This is a genomic window from Actinomadura spongiicola (genome assembly GCF_003432485.1).
Taxonomy (GTDB): Bacteria; Actinomycetota; Actinomycetes; order Streptosporangiales; family Streptosporangiaceae; genus Spirillospora; species Spirillospora spongiicola.
This window is the reverse complement of record NZ_QVNQ01000005.1, coordinates 678,725-697,672: the sequence shown is the minus strand read 5'-3', so window position 1 is coordinate 697,672 and position 18,948 is coordinate 678,725. Positions and strand designations below refer to the sequence as shown.

Below are 18,948 nucleotides of genomic sequence, written 5' to 3'. Positions count from 1 at the left end.
CCGCTCAGGGGGTGTTCTTCCGCAGCAGGACGCCGACGCGCGAGCCGGGGACGCTGGCGGCCATGAGGTAGTGCCGGCCGTCGTGCAGGCGATGGGCCGTCGCCTGGTCGACCAGGTTGATGAGGGGATCGGCCGCGAAGCAGTGCCCGATCCGCGCGACGTTGTCGGTGAAGAGCTGCGCGCGGGCGAAGCCCGCCTGCATCTCCTTCAGCGTGACGATGGGCCGGAAGATGTTGGAGTGGAACAGCCCGGCGATGTCCTCCACGGCCAGGCCCGCCGGCTTCAGCAGCCGGTCGTTCACCTCGCGCGAGAGATCGGAGTCGATCTCGTTCCTCCACTCGAGCCGGTGGATGTCGTGCGCCGCGGCGCTGCCGGCGATCTCGAAGACGGAGTCGTCCGGGCCGGTGCAGGCGGTGCCGTCCCGCGCGTCCATCACCAGACAGCTCGCGGCGCCGTCGCTGAAGAGCGCGAACTTCTCGACGCGGTCGGCGTCCTCGGCGCGGTCGGTGGTGATCACGAGAACGCAGCGGTGGAGACCTCCGACGACCATCGACGTGGCGACCCGCAGGGCCGACAGGAGGTTCAGGCACCGGCCCAGTGTCACGCCGACGAAGTCGGCGCGGTCCAGGCCGAGGCCGGTCATGACGGTCTGGACGAACAGGCCGTGGTTCCGGGTGTCCACGGGGATCCGCGTTGAGCAGAGCACGAGCGCGTCGACGGCGGCCGGGGTGATGCCGGCGGCGCGCAGGGTCGCCGCCCCGGTGTCGACGGCCAGCGCCTCCACGCCCTTCTCGGTGCGGCGGATGTTGCCCCACCCCCAGAAGCCCGGCTTCGGCAGGATCTGGAACTCGGCGATCCGCTCCGCCAGGCCGGGGATGGCCGAGTGGGCCTCCTCGATCTCGCCGAGGACGTATCGGGGTGCCCTGAGCTGGACGGTCGTGCCGTTCATCGCTAGATCACCTCGACGTGTTCGCCGCGGACGAGTGGACGCAGCGTGTCGAGCACCGCCGATGGGTCGTGGTCCAGGTAGAAGTGATCGCCTTCGACCCAGTGGATCTGTGCCGGCACCGCGCTCTCCCGTCGCCAGTCCTGGACGCGGGCCAGGTCGACGTGCGGGTCGTCCCGGCCGCAGATCACCGAGAGGGGCACGACGAGCGGGGGTGCCTCCTCGTACCGGTACGCCGCGAACAGACCCACGTCCGCGCGCAGGTCGGCGAGCAGGAGGTCCTGGACCTCCTCGGGAGCGGCCCCGAACTCCGCGGGCAGGCCGAGGAACCTCGCCGCCGCCTCGGCGAACGGCCGGCCGTGCCTGCCGTCCGCCCACAGGATGTATTCCGAGGGGTTGTGGCGCGGCGCGGTGGAGCCGGAGACGACCAGGTGCCGGAACTCGGCGCGGCCGGAGAGGCGGCGTGCCGCCTCGAACGCCAGCACCGCGCCCATGCTGTGGCCGAAGAGCAGATACGGACGGTCGTCGGCCGTCGCGATCTCCTCCGCCACCGTCTCGGCGGCCCCGGTGAGGGATGCCGGCGGGGGCTCGTCGGCGCGGTGCCACCGCCCCGGCAGGCAGACCACCGTGACCTGCGCCGCGTCTCCGAGCAGAGGCTGCCATTCCAGCAGGCTTCGCGGATCCACGCCCGCGGCGGGGAAGCAGTGGATCCGCACGGGAGGACGGGGATCGAGCTCGTGCGACAGTAGCCAGCGTTCGTTCGGCATTGCGGGCGTCACCTCTGGTCCGTGCCGGGCCGGGTGGTGGCGGGCTGGATGGTGGCGGGCTGGGCGGTGGCGGGCTGGGCGGGGGGCCGGGCGCCGCCCGGGGTCTGCGCGGGACGCGACCGGGCCTTGCTGCTCCGGGAGACCGCCACGCCGGCCAGGCACAGCAGGCCGCCGGAGAAGGCGAGCCACCCGGGCACCTCGCCGAGGAAGATCCAGGAGATCACGATGGCGAAGGCGGGCACCGCGTAAGTGGTGGAGCCCAGCGCGCCGGCGCTGATACGGGACAGCGCGTACGCCCAGGTGGTGAACGCCAATGCGGTCGGGAACGCGCCCAGGTAAATCATGTTCAGCGTCGCCGGCAGCGGGGCGTCCGCGGTCTGTGTCACCAGCTGGTACGAGAAGGGGAGCGTCGCGACGGCGGCGACCGAGCAGCCGAACGTGGTGGCCTGCAAGGGCGAGGCGTGCCGGAGCGCCGGTTTCTGGCTGGTGACGCCGCCGGCGAAGCCCACCGCCGCGACCAGGCACAGCAGCACGCCGAGCGCGGACGACCCGCCGCCGTCGGAGGTGGCGAAGCCGACCACCGCCACACCGGCCAGCGACACCGCCATCCCGGCCAGGAGCCGGGTGGGGAATCCCTCCCGCAGCAGCCAGCCGCCGAGCAGCGCGATCAGGATGGGGCCGATCCCGACGAGCAGCGCGGCGGTGCCCGCGTCCACCTTCTCCTCGCCCCAGTTCAGCGCGACCATGTACAGGCCGAACCACAGCAGACCCGAGGTGATGATGCCCGGCCACGCGGCGCGCGGCGGCGGTCCCTCGTGCCGCAGTCGCATGATGACGCCGAGCACGGCCGCGCCGACGAGAAGCCGGCCGAGGGCCAGTGCGCCGGGCGAGAAATGCGGCGCCGCGCTGCGAATGGAGACGAAGGCCGAGGCCCAGAGCAGCATGGTCGCGACCGCCGCCCCGATCGCCCCGCGATCGACCGGGACGTCCGGCGCGGTCGAGGGCGAAGCGTGCGCGGACTCGGTCTGGCCCATCCGACAATCACCAGCCTCGGGTCTCTGACCAGGCGGGCCTGATCCGAATGCGGTCGTGGGTCGCTGCAGATTAGCCCGCTGTCACCCGGCCGCCGGCGAATGTGGCAGGAACCTGCGACCCGTTCACGATCTTCCGGTCACATTCCGTGCTCTGCCGATCGCGGAGGGCCGCTCCGCCGTGGTTGGCGTGTCAGCTTGTGGAAAGGCGCGTTGGCGGGCCCGCCGCCGACGCCTACGTTCTGGCCATGACCACTGCCGCTAAGGACCGCATGGCGGAAATGCGGGACATCGTGTGCGAGATTCTCGAAATCGATCCCGACGAGATCACCGAGGACAGCCTCTTCAAGGAGGACCACGGTGCGGACTCGATGGGCACGATCGAAATCCTGGGGCTGCTGGAGAAGCAGTACAACATCGTCATCGACGAGGGCGAACTGATCCGCATGGTCAACCTGTCGGGCGTCTTCGCGGTGGTGTCAGAGGCCGCGGGATGGGAGCGGGAGGCCGACCCGGCTCCATGACCGCACGCGCCGCACCGCGACCGTCCGCCCGAGGCCGCAGGGTTGTGGTCACCGGGCTGGGCGTGATCTCCCCGATCGGCGTCGGCCTCGCCGCGTTCGCCGCCGGGCTGCGCACGGGGCGTAGCGGCGCCGCGCCGGTCCGCGGGTTCGACACCACGGGCTTCGAGCACGACATCGCCTGCGAGGTCCCGGATTTCGACGCGGCCGACTGGCTGCAGGAACTGGACCCCGCGGACCTGGGCCGGGCCAGCCGGTTCGCCGTCGCGGCGGCCCGCCTGGCCGTCGCCGACGCGAGCGGCGACCCGGCCGCCGCCGAGCACACGGTGGCCCGGCTGCGCTCCCGGCACGGCCTGATCGCGATCGGCACCACGATGGGCGAATCCCGCGACATCGACGCCCTCGTCGCGCAGGAACTGGCCCACGGCCCGGCCGGCATGTCCCCGGCGCTCGCCCGCCGGATCAACGCCGGGCGGCTGTCGGTGTCGATCGCCCACGAGCTGGGCCTGACCGACGTCGAGCCGGTCACCGTCCCGACCGCCTGCGCGGCGGGCAACTACGCCATCGGCCACGGGTACGACGCGGTGCGCGCCGGGGACGTCGACTTCGCCCTGTGCGGGGGCGCGGACGCGCTCTGCCGCAAGACGTTCGCCGGCTTCTACCGGCTCGGTGCGATGGCTCCCGACCGCTGCCGTCCGTTCGACCTCGACCGCCGCGGGATGCTGACCGGCGAGGGCGCGGGCGTGCTCCTGCTGGAGGATCTGGAGTCGGCGCGCGCCCGAGGCGCCCGGATCCACGCGGAGGTGCTCGGGTACGGGCTGAACTGCGACGCCGCACATCCCGTCGCCCCCGACTCGGACAGCGTCGCCCGGTGCATGCGGCTCGCTCTCGACGACGCGAACGTCGAACCGGAGGAGGTCGACCTCATCTCCGCGCACGGCACCGCCACCAAGGCCAACGACATCGCCGAGGCCCGTGCCATCCGCGGGGTGTTCGGCGACGCCTCGCCCCCGCGGACGGTGTCCATGAAATCGATGCTCGGCCACACGCTGGGCGCGGCGAGCGCCCTGGCCGCGATCGGGTGCGTGGTCGCGATCGGCGAGGGCTTCATCCCGCCGACCATCAATCACGAGGAGACCGACCCCGAGTGCGGGCTGGACTGCGTGCCCAACGAGGCCGTCGAGGCCGATCTGCGGGTCGTCCAGAACAACGCGCTGGCCTTCGGCGGCAACAACGCGGTCCTGCTCCTCGGCCGGTACGAGGAGCCGTCATGACCACGACGATCTCGGACTGGTCGGCGATCTCCGCCCTCGGCCTCGGCCGGCCGGCCTTCGCCGCCGCCGTCCGGGCCCGCGGGACCGCCGCGGAAACGGCCACGCCGCCCGACCCGGGACGGGCCCGCCTGGTCCCGCGGTTCGAGATCCGCGAGGTGCTGGGCCGGGGCGGCACCCGCACCATGGATCGGGTGACCGCGCTCGCCGTCGCCACGGCGGGTCATCTGGTCGGCGGCACCGATGGAGAGCGGAGAGCGGACGTGGGGAACGAGGCGGCGCTCGTTCTCGGCACGAACATCAGCAGCGCCAAGAGCAGCATGGACTTCGCGCGCGACACCCTCACCCAGGCCAAGCCGTTCTTCGTCGACGCGGGCCGGTTCCCCAACGCCGTGCTGAACTGCGCGGCCGCCCAGTGCGGGATCCGGCACACACTGCGGGGGCCGAACGCCACCATCTCCGGGGGCAGGGCGACGGGCCTGCTCGCGCTCAACTACGCGCGCCGTCTCCAGCGTTCGGGTCGCGCGGGAGCGGTGTTGTGCGGAGCCGTCGAGGAGTTCTCCGCCGAACGGGCGTGGCTCGAGGGGGCCGCGGCGGCTCCCGGCGCGCTCCTCGGGGAGGGCTGCGCGATGTTCCTCCTGGCGCCGGAGAAGGACGACCGTCCCGGGCTGGCCGAGGTCCTGGCGGTCGAGTTCTCGGTGTGCGCCGAACCGGCGGGGGCCGGGGCCGCGCTGGGCACCTGCGTCGACCGCGCGTTCACGGCCAGCGGCGAGTCGCCGGCCGACCTCTGGGCGATCGCCGGCTCCGGCGGCGCGGCCGAGGACGACGTGCTCGCCGGTCATCCGGCGGTACGGCTCCGCAGCACCGACCTGGTCGGCGACACCCACGCCGCCTCGGCCGCCTTCGCGCTGGCTGCCGTGCTCGCCCTGGCCGAATCGGAGCGGACGGGCGACGCGCGCACCGCGCTGGTGACCGCGGTGGACCGGGACGGGGTGGTCGGCTGCGCGCTGCTCCGGCTGCCCTCGGCAGGAGACACACGATGACGGATGACGCGCCGACCGGCGTCGCGCTGGTGACCGGCGGCACTCGGGGAATCGGCGCCGCGGTCGTCCTGCGGCTCGCGGCCGACGGCCACGACGTGGCGTTCTGCCACCGGTCCAGCCCAGAAGCCGCCCGGGACCTGGAGAAGCAGGCCGGTGAGCTGGGCGTGCGGGTGAGGTCGTGGCGGACCGACGTCACCGACCCCGGTGCCGTGAAGGATCTGGTCACGAGCGTCCAGGCCGAGCTCGGCCCGATCGCCACCGTGGTCACCTCGGCCGGGATCGTCCGCGACCGGCCGCTGGTGATGATGACCCGGGACGACTGGCGCCACGTGCTCGACGTCAACCTCGACGGCACCTACAACGTCTGTCGTGCGGCGGTGTTCGCCATGATGAAGCGCAGGGCCGGTTGCGTGATCACGCTCTCCTCGGTGGCCGGCGTCCAGGGCAACGCGACGCAGACGAACTACTCGGCGTCCAAGGCGGGCGTCATCGGCTTCACCAAGGCGCTCGCCAAGGAGGTCGGCCCGTACGGCATCCGCGCCAACGTCGTCGCTCCCGGATTCATCGAGACGGAAATGACCTCGGGCCTGCCGGACCCGGTCCGCGAGCAGGCGCTGGCCCGGATTCCGCTGGGCCGCATGGGCCGCCCGGACGAGGTCGCCGACCTGGTCGGCTTTCTCGCGTCGGACCTCGCCTCCTACATCACCGGCGCCGTGTTCCAGATCGACGGCGGCATACTCGGCTGACCCCGCCGGCCGTCGCCTCCCGCAAGCAGGCCGAGCTCGGCGGCACGGGCGCCGGCCTGGAACCGGGAGGCCGCCCCCATGTCACGCATGATCTCCGCGACATGCCGCCGGTACGTGCGCACGGAGAGGCCGAGGTGGCGGGCCGCCGCGTCGTCCTTGTGCCCGGCGTTCAGCAGCGCCAGAACCTGCCGGTGAAGCCCGTCCCAGCCCGCCTCCTCCAAGGGCCGGCGGTCCGCGGCGAGGCTGGCCGACTCCCACGCCCCGGCGAACAGGCCGCGCAGCGCGCCCAACATCGCCGGAGCCCGGATGACCATGAGCTGCCGCCCCGCACGGACGGCCGCGGCGCACTCGTCCACGAGCATCAGCTCCTGGAGCGGGACCCCGGCCACCCGGACCTGGGCACCCGCCGAGCGCGCCCGGCCGACGAGCCGGGTGCCCCACGCGGTGCGGAGCGTCTCCCTCGCGCAGAGCACCCGTACCGGCACGCCGTTCTGCAACGCGCGGCCCAGCTCCGGCAGCACCTCGGCCGCCCAGCCGGCGCCCGCCAGCACGATGATCAGCTCCTCCCGGGCGGAGGCCGCCAGGGAGCGTGTCGTGCCGCCCGCCGCGTCACCGTCGTCCGACAGCTCGACCAGCGTGGCCGCCGCCAGCCGGCGGCGGTGCTCGAACATGGCAGCCTCGACCAGCGCCCGGGCCTTGAGCAGGTCGCGTTCCACCTCGTCCTGCGACGAGCGGCTCCCGGCCCCGGCGGGCACGGAGCGCTCGACCGCCGATTCGGCACTCACCGCTGGCACTCCTCCCTAGCTCAACGTGAAGACATGCGTCCGGGAACGGGACGGATCGCCCGGACGCACGTACAGGCGGCCCTGGTCGGGTCGCATGACGACGGCGGCGACGGTCTTGTCCAGGCGTATGTCGCCTTCATCCGGTACGCGGATGGGCGGCGCGGACAGCACCCCGAAGTGCTCCTCGGCTCCCGCCGACGCCGGAAGCGCCGCGAGCCTGGCCGTGCACGCCTCCAGCCGCCGGAGCGAGGAGTTGCGGGCGAAGACGTTCAGCTCGTCGTGCGGCGCGAACTCCGGATGCAGGTAGTGGTTGGTGTGGACGATCTGCGGCGCCTCGACGATCCGCAGGTCGTCACCGAGGATCTCGACGTAGGCGGCCTTGCCGGAGCGGTCGCACAGGGTCAGGCTGCGCGAACTGGCCACCCGCAGCCCGGCGAGCGCCCTGGTCGCCTCATCGACGTCCGCCGTGGTGTCGAGCAGATGGCGGATGGCCAGGTACGGCGGGAGCCCCGGCCGCCAGTCGCCGCCGAGCAGCAGGTTCAGGCCGACGGCCAGCCCGTCGGAGTTCACCCCGAGATACCCCAGCAGGCCCGCGAAGCTCAGGAGCAGCGACCGCCGCCCGCTTCCCTCTGGGGCCACCTCCAGGACGGCGATCTGGTCCTCCAGGTCACCGTTGAGATCGACCGTCTGCGCCAGTACAGGCGTCCCGGCCCCGGCCCGGGCGTAGGTCGTGCAGTCGCCGCGCACCGGCACCTTGCGGTAGCCCAGGACCTCGCGCCGGACCTGCAGCAGCGTCGCCTCCTCCGGCGTGAGACCGGCCCCCTCCGCGAGGCCGCGGATCTCGGCGGCGAGGTCGGGGGTCTGCGCCTCGATCTCCGCGCGGTACGCGTCGAGCACGGGGCGCAGGCCGTCCATCGACTGCGGCAGGTCGAGAAGCCGGTTGAGCCGGCACAGCGAGTCGTCCAGGAACGCCCGCAGCGCCTCCGCCCGGGCGGCCCCGTGCAGCCGGCCGAGGGTCGCCGCGTCCCCCGCGGCCCGCACGAAGGGGACGTCGGTCACCGTCGCACCTTCGGGCTGGTCGCCAGCTGCTCCTTCACGTGCGGCCATTCGGCGCGCAGCACGCTGTAGAAGACCGCGTCGCGGCGCCGCCCGCCCGGCATGGGATTGAAGCTGCGCAGCGTGCCCTCCTCGGTCGCGCCGATGTTGCGGAGGCCGCGTCGTGCCTGGTCGTTGAGCTGGTCGGTCTTGAACTCGACCCGCTCTGCGCCGAGACGCTCGAAGGCGTGTTCCATCAGCAGGTATTTGGCCCAGCGATTGATGCCCCGCCCGCGGAAGTCGCGGCCGAGCCAGGACCAGCCGACCTCGATGCGCCGGTCCGCCTCGGCCATGTTGCCGAAGCTCATGCTCCCGGCGACCTGGCCCGAGTGCTTGTCGGTGATGACGAACACCGCCCGCCGCCCCGTCGCGTGGTCGGCCAGCGTCGCGTCGAAGAACGCCTCGTAGTCGGCGTCGGTCTCGACCCGGTTGACGAAGTAGCGCCAGATATGCGCGTCCAGCGCGATCGTGCGCAGCGCCGCGCGGTCGCCGGGCTCGATCGGCCGCAGCAGCACGTGTTCGTTCTCCAGGGTGGCGGGGGCCAGTTCGGTCCAGCTCATCGGGCGGCCTCGTTCTCCGCGTCGTCCTCGGCGCGGGGAGACGACCCGGCATGGGAGCTCAGCAGCTCGGTGACGTCCCGCAGCGTGTGCATGCGAGCCACGTCGCGCTCGGTGAAGCGGGACAGCGCGACACCGGTGTCCTCGCACACCGAGGTCAGGAACAGGACCTTGTTGAGCGAGGTCAGCCCGTAGTCGGCGGCGAGGTCGCGATCGGGGTCGAGCTCGTCCGGGGCGATGTCCAGATCGAGCAGCGGCGCCAGGGTGCGGCGGGCCGCGACCTCAACGTGCTCAGGCATGAATTCCCCTGTCACTGTCGTGGATCTCGGGACGGTACAGGTCGTGGATCCGGTTGCGTTTGGGTTTGAACTGCGAGGTGAGCGTGCCGCCGTCGATGGTGAACGGCGGGTCGGCGATGACGACCTTCCAGATCCGCTCGTCGCGTTCCAGGGCGGCGTTGGTCTGCGCCAGCCGGGCCGCGATGGCGGCCTCGTCGGCGGGCGTGCGGGCGGGAGAGACGACGGCGACGAGCCGGCTCTGGCCCAGGCAGAAGATCACGCATTCGGCGATCTCGGGGTCGGCCTTCATCGCCTCCTCGACGGGCCGCACGACGATCTTCTTGCCGTTGTCCAGCACGAGCGTGTCGTCGGCGCGGCCGTGGATGTAGAGGAAGCCGTCCTCGTCGATGTGGCCGACGTCGCCGGTCCGCACGGTGCCGTCCGGACCGAACATGCGCTCCGACTCGCCGGGCCGCGCGTACTCGTAGCGGGTGTTCACGGGGAAGTCGGCGCGCACGCTGATCGCACCGGCCTCGTCCAGCAGCACGTGCTTGCCGGGCAGCACCCGCCCGACGCTGCCCTCGCGGTGCGCGCCGGGATGGTTCTTGCTGACGATGCACGTCTCGTTGAGCCCGTACCCCTCGTAGATCGGCAGGCCCACCGAGCCGAAGAACCGCAGCAGCGCGGCGGAGGCCGGGGCCGAACCGGTCCACAGATAGCGGATGCGGTCGCCGAACAGCCGCCGGGCGGCCTCCTCCCGGGTGACGCCGGTCGCGTCGGCCCTGGCCTCGATGTGCTTCTTCGCGGTCTCATAGAACCCGGGCACGCCCATGACGACGGTGGGCCGGGTCTGGCGCATGGCCATGAAGGCCGCCTCGTACGTGCTCACGGTGACGTCATGGCCGTACCGCAGCGCCGAGTAGATCCAGTACCGCTGCTGCAGCAGCGACAACGGCAGGAAGACGAACAGGTCGTCCTCGGGGCCGTGCTGGAACATCTCCTGAACCGCGCGCAGCGAGCTGTCGATGCTGCCCACGCTGGCCGCGAGGCCCTTCGGCTGCCCGGTGCTGCCCGAGGTGAACTTCAGCGTGGTCACATCGCCGGGCTCGTAGCGGACCGCCGGCGGTCCCGCGACGTGCGGCTCCGCGACGTGCGGCGGCGCCTCAGCGAGCGAGCCGACCTCCTTGATGGCACGGACACCGCCCACGCCCGCCGCCTCGCCGCGGTCGGTGAAGAGCAGTTCGAGGTCGTAGCGGGCGAGCAGCTCGCCGTCCCCCTCGAACTTGCCCGGCTCGAATCCGGCGGTGACGACGCCCAGGCGCAATGCCGCCAGGTCGAGGAGCACCCATTCCAGGCAGTTGGCGGCCAGGATTCCGATGCGGTCGCCGGGACGCACCCCCTCCTCGCGCAGCCGTCCCGCGAGCCGCCCGGCGGTTTCGTGCAGCTCGGGCAGGCCGATCGTCTGGGTGCCGTGCAGCTCCACGAGGCGCAGCCGGTGGCCGGGCTCGGGCGGCTCGGCGACGATCGCATTGATGATCGACTCCATCAGCGGCCCTCCCGTTCGATGTAGGTGGCCATCGCCCGCACGGTGGCCACCTCGGGAAGGCGGTGCAGCGGGATCGTGAGGCCGTACCGTTTGCGCACCCCGGTGGCGATGGTGGCCGCGGCGATGGAGTCGCCGCCCAGCTCGCCGAACTCGACCTCGGGGGGGACGTCCGGGAGTTCCAGCACGCTCGCCCACAGTTCCGCGATCTGCTGTTCCAGATCCGTGGCCGGACCGGCCGCCCCGGTGCCCGTGGCGGTCACGACACCGGCCACGGCACCGGTCGCGGTCAGGCTCGTCCGGTCGACCTTGCCGTTGCGCGTCAGCGGCAGGCTCTCATGCCACACGTACGCGGACGGGATCATGTAGTCGGGCAGGTGGGCGCGCAGCCGCTCGCCGAGGCGGGCGTCGGGCGGGCGCTCCGCCCCCGCCGCGACCAGGTGCGCCACGAGCCGTTCGCCGCGCGCTCCCTCCTGGCGGACCACCACCGCCTGCCGTACGGCCTCGATCGCGGTGAGCCGGGTCTCGACCTCGCCCGCCTCGATGCGGTGGCCGTTCACCTTGACCTGGTGATCGGCGCGCCCGACGATCTCGATCTCGCCGTTCGGCAGGTAGCGGCCGAGGTCGCCGGTGCGGTAGAGCCGCTCGCCGCGCCGGTCGTCCCAGCGGAACCGCTCGGCCGTCCGTTCCTCGTCGCCCCAGTAGCCGCGGGCCAGCCCGACGCCCGCCGCGCAGATCTCTCCGGTGACCCAGTCGGGCATGTCCTGGCCGTGCGGGCCGAGGACGTAGGCGCGGTTGCCCGCGTTGGGCCGCCCGTACGGGACGCTGCGGCTCCCGTCGTCGCCGGGGCCGATGGGATGCAGGATGTTCCAGATGGTGGTCTCCGTCGGGCCGCCCAGGGACACCAGCCGCAGGTCGGCCTTCAGCTCACGCAGCGCGGGCGGCAGTGTGGGCGGGATGCGGTCGCCGCTCATCATCACCAGCCGCAGCGTCGCGAGCGCCTCGGCGCCGTCCGCCGCCGCCTGGTCGCGCAGCAGCGAGACGATCGCGGGCACGGAGTTCCACACCGTGACGCCGGCCGTCCCGCAGAGCTCCAGCCAGTGCGCGGCGTCGGTGGCCCGCTCGTGGTCGGGCAGGACGATCGCAGCGCCCGCGCCCAGGGCTCCGAACACGTCGTAGACCGACAGATCGAAGTTGAATGCGCTGACGCCGAAGAAGCGGTCGCGGGGGGCGACGCCGAACCGCTCGTTGCAGTCGGCGACCACGTTGACCACGCTGCGGTGACCGACCATGACTCCCTTGGGGTCCCCGGTCGTGCCCGAGGTGTAGAGCACGTACGCCAGGTCGTCGGGCCCCGCGCCCGGCGGTCGTTCCACGGCGGCCGGCACCGTGTTCGGCGGCGGCTGTGCGGCGTCGAGCCGGAGGACCTCCGGCGGATCGTCGCCGACCGTGATCCCCTCTGCCGGGCCATTGGTGAGCACGAGGCGCACCCGCCCGTCCCGGAGCATGTAGGCCCGGCGCCTCTCGGGCAGCCCGGCGTCCACGGGCAGGTACGCCGCACCGGCCATCAGCGTGGCCAGGATGCCGATGATCTGCTCCGGACCCCGGGTCATCACCAGGCCGACGAGCTCGTCCCGCCCCGCCGCGCGTTCCCGCAGCCAGGCCGCGGCGTGGCGGGCGCGCGCCAGCAGCTCGCCATAGCTCATCGTGCGCCGGGAGGTGATGATCGCGGGCGCGTCCGGGGTACGCGCGGCCTGGTCCGTGAACGCGTCCGGCAGCATCTCGTCCGTCGGTGCCACCGCCGTGTCGTTGGCCTCGCGGCGGCGGGCGCGCTGCGCCTCGGGCATCAGGTCGAACGTCTTCGCCGCCCAGGCGTCGTCGTCGAGCAGCCGCAGCAGCAGCGCCTGGTAGCCCGCCACGACGTCGTCGAGCAGGCCCTCGGGGAACAGCTCGTCCACGCCGTCCACCTGGACGACCAGGCCGCCGTGCTGCTCGAAGGCGAAGACGTTGACCCACACCTGCGGGGTCTGGCTGACGGTGTAGACCCGCGGCCCGAACAGCTCGAAGGTCGAGCCGTCGAGATCCCCGAACGGGTAGCCGATGGCGCTGTTGAAGGTGAACGGCATGCGCGCCCGCGCGCTCCCGTACCGCCGGCTGATCTCCCGCATCACCTCGACGCCCGAGAAGTGCCGGTGGTCGAGGTCGCGTCGCAGCCGCGCCTGGAGGCTCCGCGCGCGCTGCGCGAACGCGTCCCCATGGTCGAGCGCGATCTCCACCAGCATGGTGTCGGAGAAGGCGCCGATCGTGTCGAGGATGTGCGGGTGGATCGGCGGGCGGTCGGCGACCGTGGTCGTGACGGTGAAGGCGGAGCCCGCGCCCCAGGCCGCGAGCGTCTCGGCGTACGCGGCGAGCAGCAGGCCGGACGGGGTCAGCCCGTGCCCGCCCGCGGTCGCCTTCAAGGTGGCCCACGGCGTCGCGTCCAGCCGCACCGTCCGAGGGACGAACCTCGGTTCGGTGATCTCGGCCGGGGCGGCACGGAGCGGAAGGTCCGGATGCGGCGGCAGGTCGTCGAGCCTGGCGTACCAGTACTCGCGCGACCGCTCCGCGGGGCCGCGGGTCCGCGCGGCCTCCAGCGCCGCGACGTACGATGCGAACGGCGTCGCCTCGTGCCGGACCGGCTCCCCCTGGTAGGCCGCCCACCACTCCCGCATGAACAGCATCGCGCTGATGCCGTCCATCACGAGCCCGTCGTTGCTCACGTGGAGGACCATGCGGTCGTCGGCCAGGGTCGTCGCCTCGACCGCGATCAGTGGCGGGCGGTCGAGCGGCAGCATCCGGTGCGACCGTTCCTCGCGTAGTTCCAGGCGGCGTCGGCGGCGCTCGTCATCGCTGAGGTCCCGCAGATCCACCCGCGCGATCCGGGGAGCGGCGACCGTCTCGTCCTCGGCCTGGCCGTCGTCGGTGAAGCCCGTGCGGAGCATGCCGTGACGCCGGACGACCGCCGCCAGCGCGGCCTCGAGCCGGTCGAGGTCCCAGTGCCCCTCGATCTCCTGGTAGACGTGGTTGGCGACGTTGCCCATCTCGAAGATGTCGTCGCGGCCGAGGAGGTAGCCGCGCTGCAGCGGGGTGAGCGGGAAACGCGCCTCCGCCGCCTCGGCCGCCGCGGCGAGGTGGGAGATGAGTTCCGCCTTGTTCGCCTTGATGCGCCCGATCAGGTCGGGGTCCATGCGCTCGCGCGGCCCTTGCAGCCGCAGGTCCGATCCGGTGGCGGTGAGGCGCAGTCCGCGCGAGTCGAGATCCCCCAGCAACGACTCGATCTCTTTCGGCAACACGGTGCGGCTCATATCCGGATCGCCTCCGCACGATCGTTGAGCAGTGCGGCGAGTGCGGCCACATCGGGGGCGGCGAAGAGCTCCTCGCCGGTGATGTCGACGCCGAGTTCCTCGAGGATCTGGTATTGCAGCGCCACGGTCTGCAGCGACACCAGCCCGAGCTCGTTCATCGACCTGCCGTCGAGCGGGGTCTCCTCGGGCAGTTGCAGCGTGGTCCGGAGGACGTCGCGAAGCCACGAGAGCACATCCGTCCCCGTGTCGGCGTCGTTGGCGTCCGCGCCGGATGTTCGGGCCGTATCGGGTTGGCGCGGAACGGGTTGGGCCGTAAGGGGTTGGGCCGTATCGGGCGTTTCCGGGGGGACGAAGAACGTTCGCCGGGCGAGGCTGATGCGGGTTCCCGCGGGTGGCGACGGCACCTGCCGCGGCCACTCGGTTGGTTCGGGGACGCAGAGGGCGGCCGCGAGCCGTTGCGCGAAGCGGGGCATGACCGGCGCGGCGCAGTGCGCCAGCAGGTTCGCCGCCGCCAGTTCGAGGGAGATCGCCGTACGGGTCTGCCCGGCCCAGCGGTCGCTCTCGGCGATCACGCCCTCCTCCCGGGCGAACCGCAGCGCGTCCAGCACGAGCCCGTGCAGCTCGCCCGCCGCCCGGTTGAGCGAGAAACCGTCCGGGCCGAGGCTGCCGGTCAGGGCGCTCAGCCGGTCGTCGAGCCGTTGCCGGAAGGCGCGGTGCTCGGGCGTCCATGCGCCGGGCTCCGGCACGATCCCGTCGTGGAGCTTCTCGACCCTGGCGCCCAGATCGGTGAGCCAGCGCTGCCACGTCCCGATCAGTTCCTCGCGCAGGACGGTCTCGTACGCGCCGCGCGAGAAACTGGTGCGCCTGCCTTCCGGCCGCGTGCGTGACAAGAAGAACCGGACGGCGTCCACACTGCCGGGACCAAGGATGTCCTTGCCCCACACCGCGTGCCGCCGGCTGGTCGAGAACTTCTCACCGTCCAGCAGATAGAACTCGTTGACGTGGTACTCGATGTCCGGCGACCAGTCGGGGTGGGCGAGCCGGTAGAGCACCGGGTAGAGAACCGCGTGGTAGAAGCTGTTGTCATAGCCGAAGAAATGGACGATCTTCCAGTCGTCGCCGGGGCGGTTCGCGCGCCAGTCCCGTCCGAGACGGCGGCCGAGGGCCTGGATGCCGTGGAGGAAGCCGTACGACATCTCCGGCCACACCCAGATGACCTGCCCTGTGACGTCGGTCTCGGTAGGCGGGACGCCCCAACTAGACGGGTGGGTGATGGCGATATCGAGGCACTCCCTGCGGAAGAGCCGGTCGGCCAGTTCCTTCAGCCGGGCCGGGACGCGGCCTCGCGCGTGGTGCTCGGCGACCTCGTCCGCGAACTCGTGCAGCGGCACCGAATGCCGGACGGCCGTACCCCGCCGGGGCGGGGCGGGCGACCGGCCCGACCTCGGTTCGAGGAGATCCGCGCAGCAGTTGGGCTCGCCGCACTCCTCGCAGATGTTTCCGCCGGTCGCAGCCCGGCAGCTCGGGCACCCGCCGGAGACGTCGACCTCGTAGAGGTAGTCACCGGTCTCGGCGTCGAAGAGGGCGGCGTTCTCGGCGGGGGCGGCGCGGCCCGACGCGACAAGCCGGGAGAAATAGTCGCGCAGGCCCTCCGTGTAGCCGGGCTCCGCGCTGGTCACGGTGTACTGGTCGGGCCGGACGTCCAGCAACGCGAGCGTCTCGGCGATCTCGGCACTGTAGTGCCGGGCGGTCGCGGTGCAGTCGCGCCCGTCCCGCCGCGCCCGCTCCACCACGTAGCTCTGGAAGTCGTCGCTACCGGTCAGATGCCAGGCCGCGGCCCCGTTCATCCGCTGGAAGCGGACGAAGGCGTCGGCCCCGAGGTAGGGGCCGGCCAGATGGCCGAGATGCAGGTCGCCATTGGGGGTCGGAGGGGTCGAGAAGACGAAGATCGGCTTCCTGGTGCTCATGCGTGCCTTCCTCGCTGGGAATGCGCCGGGTCTCGTGCGGTGACGGCGTCGAACGCCTCGGTCGCCAGTCCGGGTGCGAGCCGGACGCCCGAGCCGGAGCCGCCGCGGACCGCGGCAAGGCCCGGGAGCCCGGACGAGGTCGTGACCACCGGCAGCCGGTGGTCGGTGTAGAGGTCGCAGAAGGCGCGTCCGCCGGTCACGGCCGCCGCCGCGGCGGGGCTCCGGCGGTCCAGCGCGGCACGTCCCTGCCGCAGGTCGTCGGCGCTGGGCCGCCCGTCACAGGAATCGGGATCGGTGTCCCACTCGTCCCGGTAGAAGCTCACCAGCGCCACCCCGGCGGACAGCGGAAGGAGGAACAGGTCGTCGTCGACGAAGTAGACCAGTGGGTCGTCCATGGTCACGGGCAGCCGCGTGTGCAGGGCGGCGATCCGCTTGCGCCGCGCGCCGGGTGCGGCGGGCAACGTCGGTTCGCCGAGCGGGGGCGGTGTCCAGGGGCCGCACGCCAGGACGACCCGCCGCGCCGTCCACTCGCCGTGCTCGGTGCGCAGCCGGTAGCCGGCGTCCTCGGGCTCGATGCCGTCGACCCGCTGGCCGATCTGGACCTCGGTGCGCCCGGCTGCCCGGGCGACCAGCGCCTCGGCCATCGGGCGGGCCCCGACGACCAGTCCGTGCCCGTCGTGGGTGATCATCTCCTCGTCGGGTTCGAGCCGCAGGTCGGGCAGGATGCCTCCGGTCACCCGTTCCCGCTCGGCCGCTGTGACCGGCCGTAGCGCCGCGTCGACCACCCGGGCGGTGAACGCCGCCAGGTGGGCCCGGCGCAGCACGTAGATCATCTGTACCGGGCGCAGGAACGCCCCCGCAGCGTGGTCCCGGAGGGCGTGGTAACGATCGGCGCTGGCCCGGACGAGCTGCCGGTGCCGTGCCGTGGCGCCCAGCGGGAAGCTGACACCGGCGGACCATGCGGTGGCGCTCGCGCCGATCGCGGAACGCTCCAGCAGCAGCACCTTCCAGTCCGGGCTGCGCCGCAGCGCCTCGTGCACGACGAAGGAGCCGATCACGCCGCCGCCCACGACGGCCAGGTCGGCGGTCATGCCGCCGGTCCCGTCGAGGTCCACCAGACGCTGAACAGCCGGAGCGGCTCGGTTCCGGTGTTGGTGATCTGATGCGGAACCCGGCCTGCGAAATAGACCATCTCACCCGGGCCGACGTCCAGCCGCGTCGACCCGGAGGCCACGGTGCCGGTACCGGTGCGCACCATCCACAGCTCGGCGACGTCGTGGACGTCGAGTTCGGACGTGCGGCCCGGCGGCACCTCGAAGCGGGCCGTCTTGAACGGCCACCGCTCGTCCTGCGCCGCGGGGGCCGCCTCCTCGATGACCATGCCGCTGTCGTGGCGCTCGGGCGACCGGTAGGCGATCCGCCTCGGCCGGGTCATAGGGCCTGCACCTCCGGGGCTTGGGGGGCCGGCGCCTGGACGGCCGGCGGAGGGCAGTCCCCACGTCGCCAAGCGATCGTCGCCTGCTCGTTCTCGATCTGGTAGACGGTCCTGCCGTGGACGGCGTTGATGATCCGGGCGCTGCGCCAGGAGGAAAGGCTGAGGTTGGGATCGGCGATGCCGTGCGTGTCCTCGGCGGCGTTCTGCACGTACAGACCCAGATGGCCGGGACCGTCCCAGACCAGCGAGTAGTCATGCCGGACCTGGAGTGTGCCGTCGGTGTCCGGCAGCCGCCCGCGCAACGGCTCCAGGTAGGAGGGGAACTCGGCGCGGTAGCCGGTGCAGCAGATGACCGTGTCGACGGAGGCGGACTCGATCATGCCGGTGTCGTCGTCGCACAGCGCCGCGACCAACCGGCCGCCGTCGCGCGTCAGGTCGATCAGGCGGTGGCCGGCCAGCAGGCGATGCCGGAATCCGGCCGCCTTGATCACGTCCAGCTCGTACAGCCGCCGGTAGATGTCCTGCAGCAGCGACTCCGTGACGCCGTCGCTGGCGAGGCGCTGCCGGTCCAGCAGGAGCCGCCGCCGTTGCGCGGTCAGCCCGTGGAAGTGATCCACGTACGCGGGGTGGAACCACTCGTTGGTGAAGGGGGAGTCGTCCATCGGCAGGAAGCCCACACGGCTGGACACCCAGGTCAACGAGGCGGGCAGTGCCCTGTCGTCGGCCGAGAGCAAATGGTGGACGACCTCCGCGCCGCTCTGCCCGGCGCCGATCACCATGACGTTCCGCCCGCCGGTCTCGGGTGCCCGGTCGACCAGTTCACTGCTGTGCAGAACGGTGTCCCCGCGCAGCCGCTCGGCGTACGGCGGCATGAAGGGCGTGCGCCCCGATCCCAGCACCACGTTGCGGGCCGCGACCGGCCGGGCGTCGGAACAGATCACTTCGAGCCGGTCGCCGCGCAGCTCGACACGCTCGACGGCCCGTCCCCACCGGATGCTCTTCAGACGGTCGGCGGCCCATTGGTAATAGCGCTCGAACTCCTGCCGCGAGCACCGGTCGGCGTGCGCGATCAGGAACCGGTACAACCGGCCTTCCTGCGCCAGGTAATTAAGGAACGACAGCGGGTTGCTCGGATCGACCAGCGTCACAAGGTCTTTGAGATAGGACACCTGCAGTTGGGCACCCGGAACCATGATCCCGCAGTGCCAGCGGAACGTCTCCTGGGCCTCGTAGAATCGCGCCCGAATATCGGGCAGCGGTTCCAGCAGGGCCGCCAGGCTCAGATTCGACGGCCCCAGTCCGACACCGATGACATCGAATTCCTGCACCGGCCACCCTCCGTTTCACGATTCGTGGTCAATTGAATACCGAGCACGTCCTGGAGACGGCCGGACGATCGGGCCCTTGGACGAGCGGAATGTGGCCGCGCGATGGTCAGTTCCGTGCCGGGACCGGCCGGTCAGCCGATCGAGCACCTCCGCCCGATGGAGGGCGGCCTGCCGGGTCTGGTCGGAGGCGGTGGGGGCGCCCCGCGCATCGATCCGCGCCCGTGGCCGTCCCGGGAATCGACGTTTCGCATCCTTGTCGACCTTCCTTCAGGGGGTCGTTCGTGAAGGCAC

General features: G+C 72.3%; 17 protein-coding genes. 4 read left to right on the top strand and 13 right to left on the bottom strand.

The window, feature by feature from the left end:
* Positions 1 to 4: 4 nt before the first annotated feature.
* The 3 genes from D0T12_RS19590 to D0T12_RS19580 are packed head-to-tail and all read right to left on the bottom strand — an operon-like array spanning position 5 to position 2,747.
* Positions 5 to 949, bottom strand: a complete 945-nt coding sequence (locus D0T12_RS19590; protein ID WP_117401015.1) for a beta-ketoacyl-[acyl-carrier-protein] synthase family protein — start codon at positions 947 to 949, stop codon at positions 5 to 7.
* 2 nt (positions 950 to 951) lie between these two features.
* The gene (locus D0T12_RS19585; RefSeq protein ID WP_117401014.1) at positions 952 to 1,713 is read right to left on the bottom strand and encodes a thioesterase II family protein; all 762 of its coding nucleotides are present in this window, start codon (positions 1,711 to 1,713) and stop codon (positions 952 to 954) included.
* An 8-nt stretch (positions 1,714 to 1,721) separates the two neighbouring features.
* Positions 1,722 to 2,747: a DMT family transporter gene (locus D0T12_RS19580; RefSeq protein ID WP_117401013.1), complete on the bottom strand. Its 1,026-nt coding sequence runs from the start codon at positions 2,745 to 2,747 to the stop codon at positions 1,722 to 1,724.
* Between the two features lie 245 nt (positions 2,748 to 2,992).
* Here D0T12_RS19580 and D0T12_RS19575 point away from each other — a divergent pair, with 245 nt between their 5' ends.
* The 4 genes from D0T12_RS19575 to fabG are packed head-to-tail and all read left to right on the top strand — an operon-like array spanning position 2,993 to position 6,325.
* Positions 2,993 to 3,268, top strand: a complete 276-nt coding sequence (locus D0T12_RS19575) for an acyl carrier protein (protein ID WP_117401134.1) — start codon at positions 2,993 to 2,995, stop codon at positions 3,266 to 3,268.
* Entirely contained in the window at positions 3,265 to 4,539 is a 1,275-nt protein-coding gene (locus tag D0T12_RS19570) for a beta-ketoacyl-[acyl-carrier-protein] synthase family protein (protein WP_117401012.1), read from the top strand. The genes D0T12_RS19575 and D0T12_RS19570 overlap by 4 nt, the downstream gene beginning before the upstream one ends.
* The gene (locus D0T12_RS19565; RefSeq protein WP_117401011.1) at positions 4,536 to 5,579 is read left to right on the top strand and encodes a beta-ketoacyl synthase N-terminal-like domain-containing protein; all 1,044 of its coding nucleotides are present in this window, start codon (positions 4,536 to 4,538) and stop codon (positions 5,577 to 5,579) included. The genes D0T12_RS19570 and D0T12_RS19565 overlap by 4 nt, the downstream gene beginning before the upstream one ends.
* On the top strand, positions 5,576 to 6,325 hold the full coding sequence (gene fabG / locus D0T12_RS19560; RefSeq protein ID WP_117401010.1) for a 3-oxoacyl-[acyl-carrier-protein] reductase: 750 nt from the start codon (positions 5,576 to 5,578) through the stop codon (positions 6,323 to 6,325). The genes D0T12_RS19565 and fabG overlap by 4 nt, the downstream gene beginning before the upstream one ends.
* Here the strand turns inward: fabG and D0T12_RS19555 are convergent.
* The 10 genes from D0T12_RS19555 to D0T12_RS19510 are packed head-to-tail and all read right to left on the bottom strand — an operon-like array spanning position 6,277 to position 18,657.
* Entirely contained in the window at positions 6,277 to 7,110 is an 834-nt protein-coding gene (locus D0T12_RS19555) for a helix-turn-helix transcriptional regulator (RefSeq protein WP_117401009.1), read from the bottom strand. The two genes, fabG and D0T12_RS19555, sit on opposite strands and share 49 nt — an antisense overlap.
* A 15-nt stretch (positions 7,111 to 7,125) precedes the next feature.
* On the bottom strand, positions 7,126 to 8,169 hold the full coding sequence (locus tag D0T12_RS19550; protein ID WP_199487549.1) for a C45 family autoproteolytic acyltransferase/hydolase: 1,044 nt from the start codon (positions 8,167 to 8,169) through the stop codon (positions 7,126 to 7,128).
* Positions 8,166 to 8,765, bottom strand: coding sequence for a GNAT family N-acetyltransferase (locus D0T12_RS19545; RefSeq protein WP_117401007.1), 600 nt, complete (start codon positions 8,763 to 8,765; stop codon positions 8,166 to 8,168). The genes D0T12_RS19550 and D0T12_RS19545 overlap by 4 nt, the downstream gene beginning before the upstream one ends.
* Complete coding sequence (locus D0T12_RS19540; protein WP_117401006.1) at positions 8,762 to 9,061, bottom strand: phosphopantetheine-binding protein; 300 nt, start codon at positions 9,059 to 9,061, stop codon at positions 8,762 to 8,764. Before D0T12_RS19540 ends, D0T12_RS19545 begins: the two co-directional genes overlap by 4 nt.
* The gene (locus D0T12_RS19535) at positions 9,054 to 10,586 is read right to left on the bottom strand and encodes an AMP-binding protein (RefSeq protein ID WP_117401005.1); all 1,533 of its coding nucleotides are present in this window, start codon (positions 10,584 to 10,586) and stop codon (positions 9,054 to 9,056) included. The genes D0T12_RS19540 and D0T12_RS19535 overlap by 8 nt, the downstream gene beginning before the upstream one ends.
* On the bottom strand, positions 10,586 to 13,927 hold the full coding sequence (locus D0T12_RS19530; RefSeq protein ID WP_117401004.1) for a non-ribosomal peptide synthetase: 3,342 nt from the start codon (positions 13,925 to 13,927) through the stop codon (positions 10,586 to 10,588). The genes D0T12_RS19535 and D0T12_RS19530 overlap by 1 nt, the downstream gene beginning before the upstream one ends.
* Entirely contained in the window at positions 13,924 to 15,894 is a 1,971-nt protein-coding gene (locus D0T12_RS19525; RefSeq protein ID WP_117401003.1) for a class I tRNA ligase family protein, read from the bottom strand. Before D0T12_RS19525 ends, D0T12_RS19530 begins: the two co-directional genes overlap by 4 nt.
* On the bottom strand, positions 15,891 to 17,009 hold the full coding sequence (locus D0T12_RS19520; RefSeq protein WP_117401002.1) for an NAD(P)/FAD-dependent oxidoreductase: 1,119 nt from the start codon (positions 17,007 to 17,009) through the stop codon (positions 15,891 to 15,893). Before D0T12_RS19520 ends, D0T12_RS19525 begins: the two co-directional genes overlap by 4 nt.
* Positions 16,982 to 17,329 carry a cupin domain-containing protein gene (locus D0T12_RS19515; RefSeq protein WP_117401001.1) on the bottom strand — a complete coding sequence of 116 codons (348 nt, stop codon included), beginning with the start codon at positions 17,327 to 17,329 and terminating at the stop codon, positions 16,982 to 16,984. The genes D0T12_RS19520 and D0T12_RS19515 overlap by 28 nt, the downstream gene beginning before the upstream one ends.
* Entirely contained in the window at positions 17,326 to 18,657 is a 1,332-nt protein-coding gene (locus D0T12_RS19510; protein ID WP_117401000.1) for a lysine N(6)-hydroxylase/L-ornithine N(5)-oxygenase family protein, read from the bottom strand. Before D0T12_RS19510 ends, D0T12_RS19515 begins: the two co-directional genes overlap by 4 nt.
* Between the last annotated feature and the right edge of the window lie 291 nt (positions 18,658 to 18,948).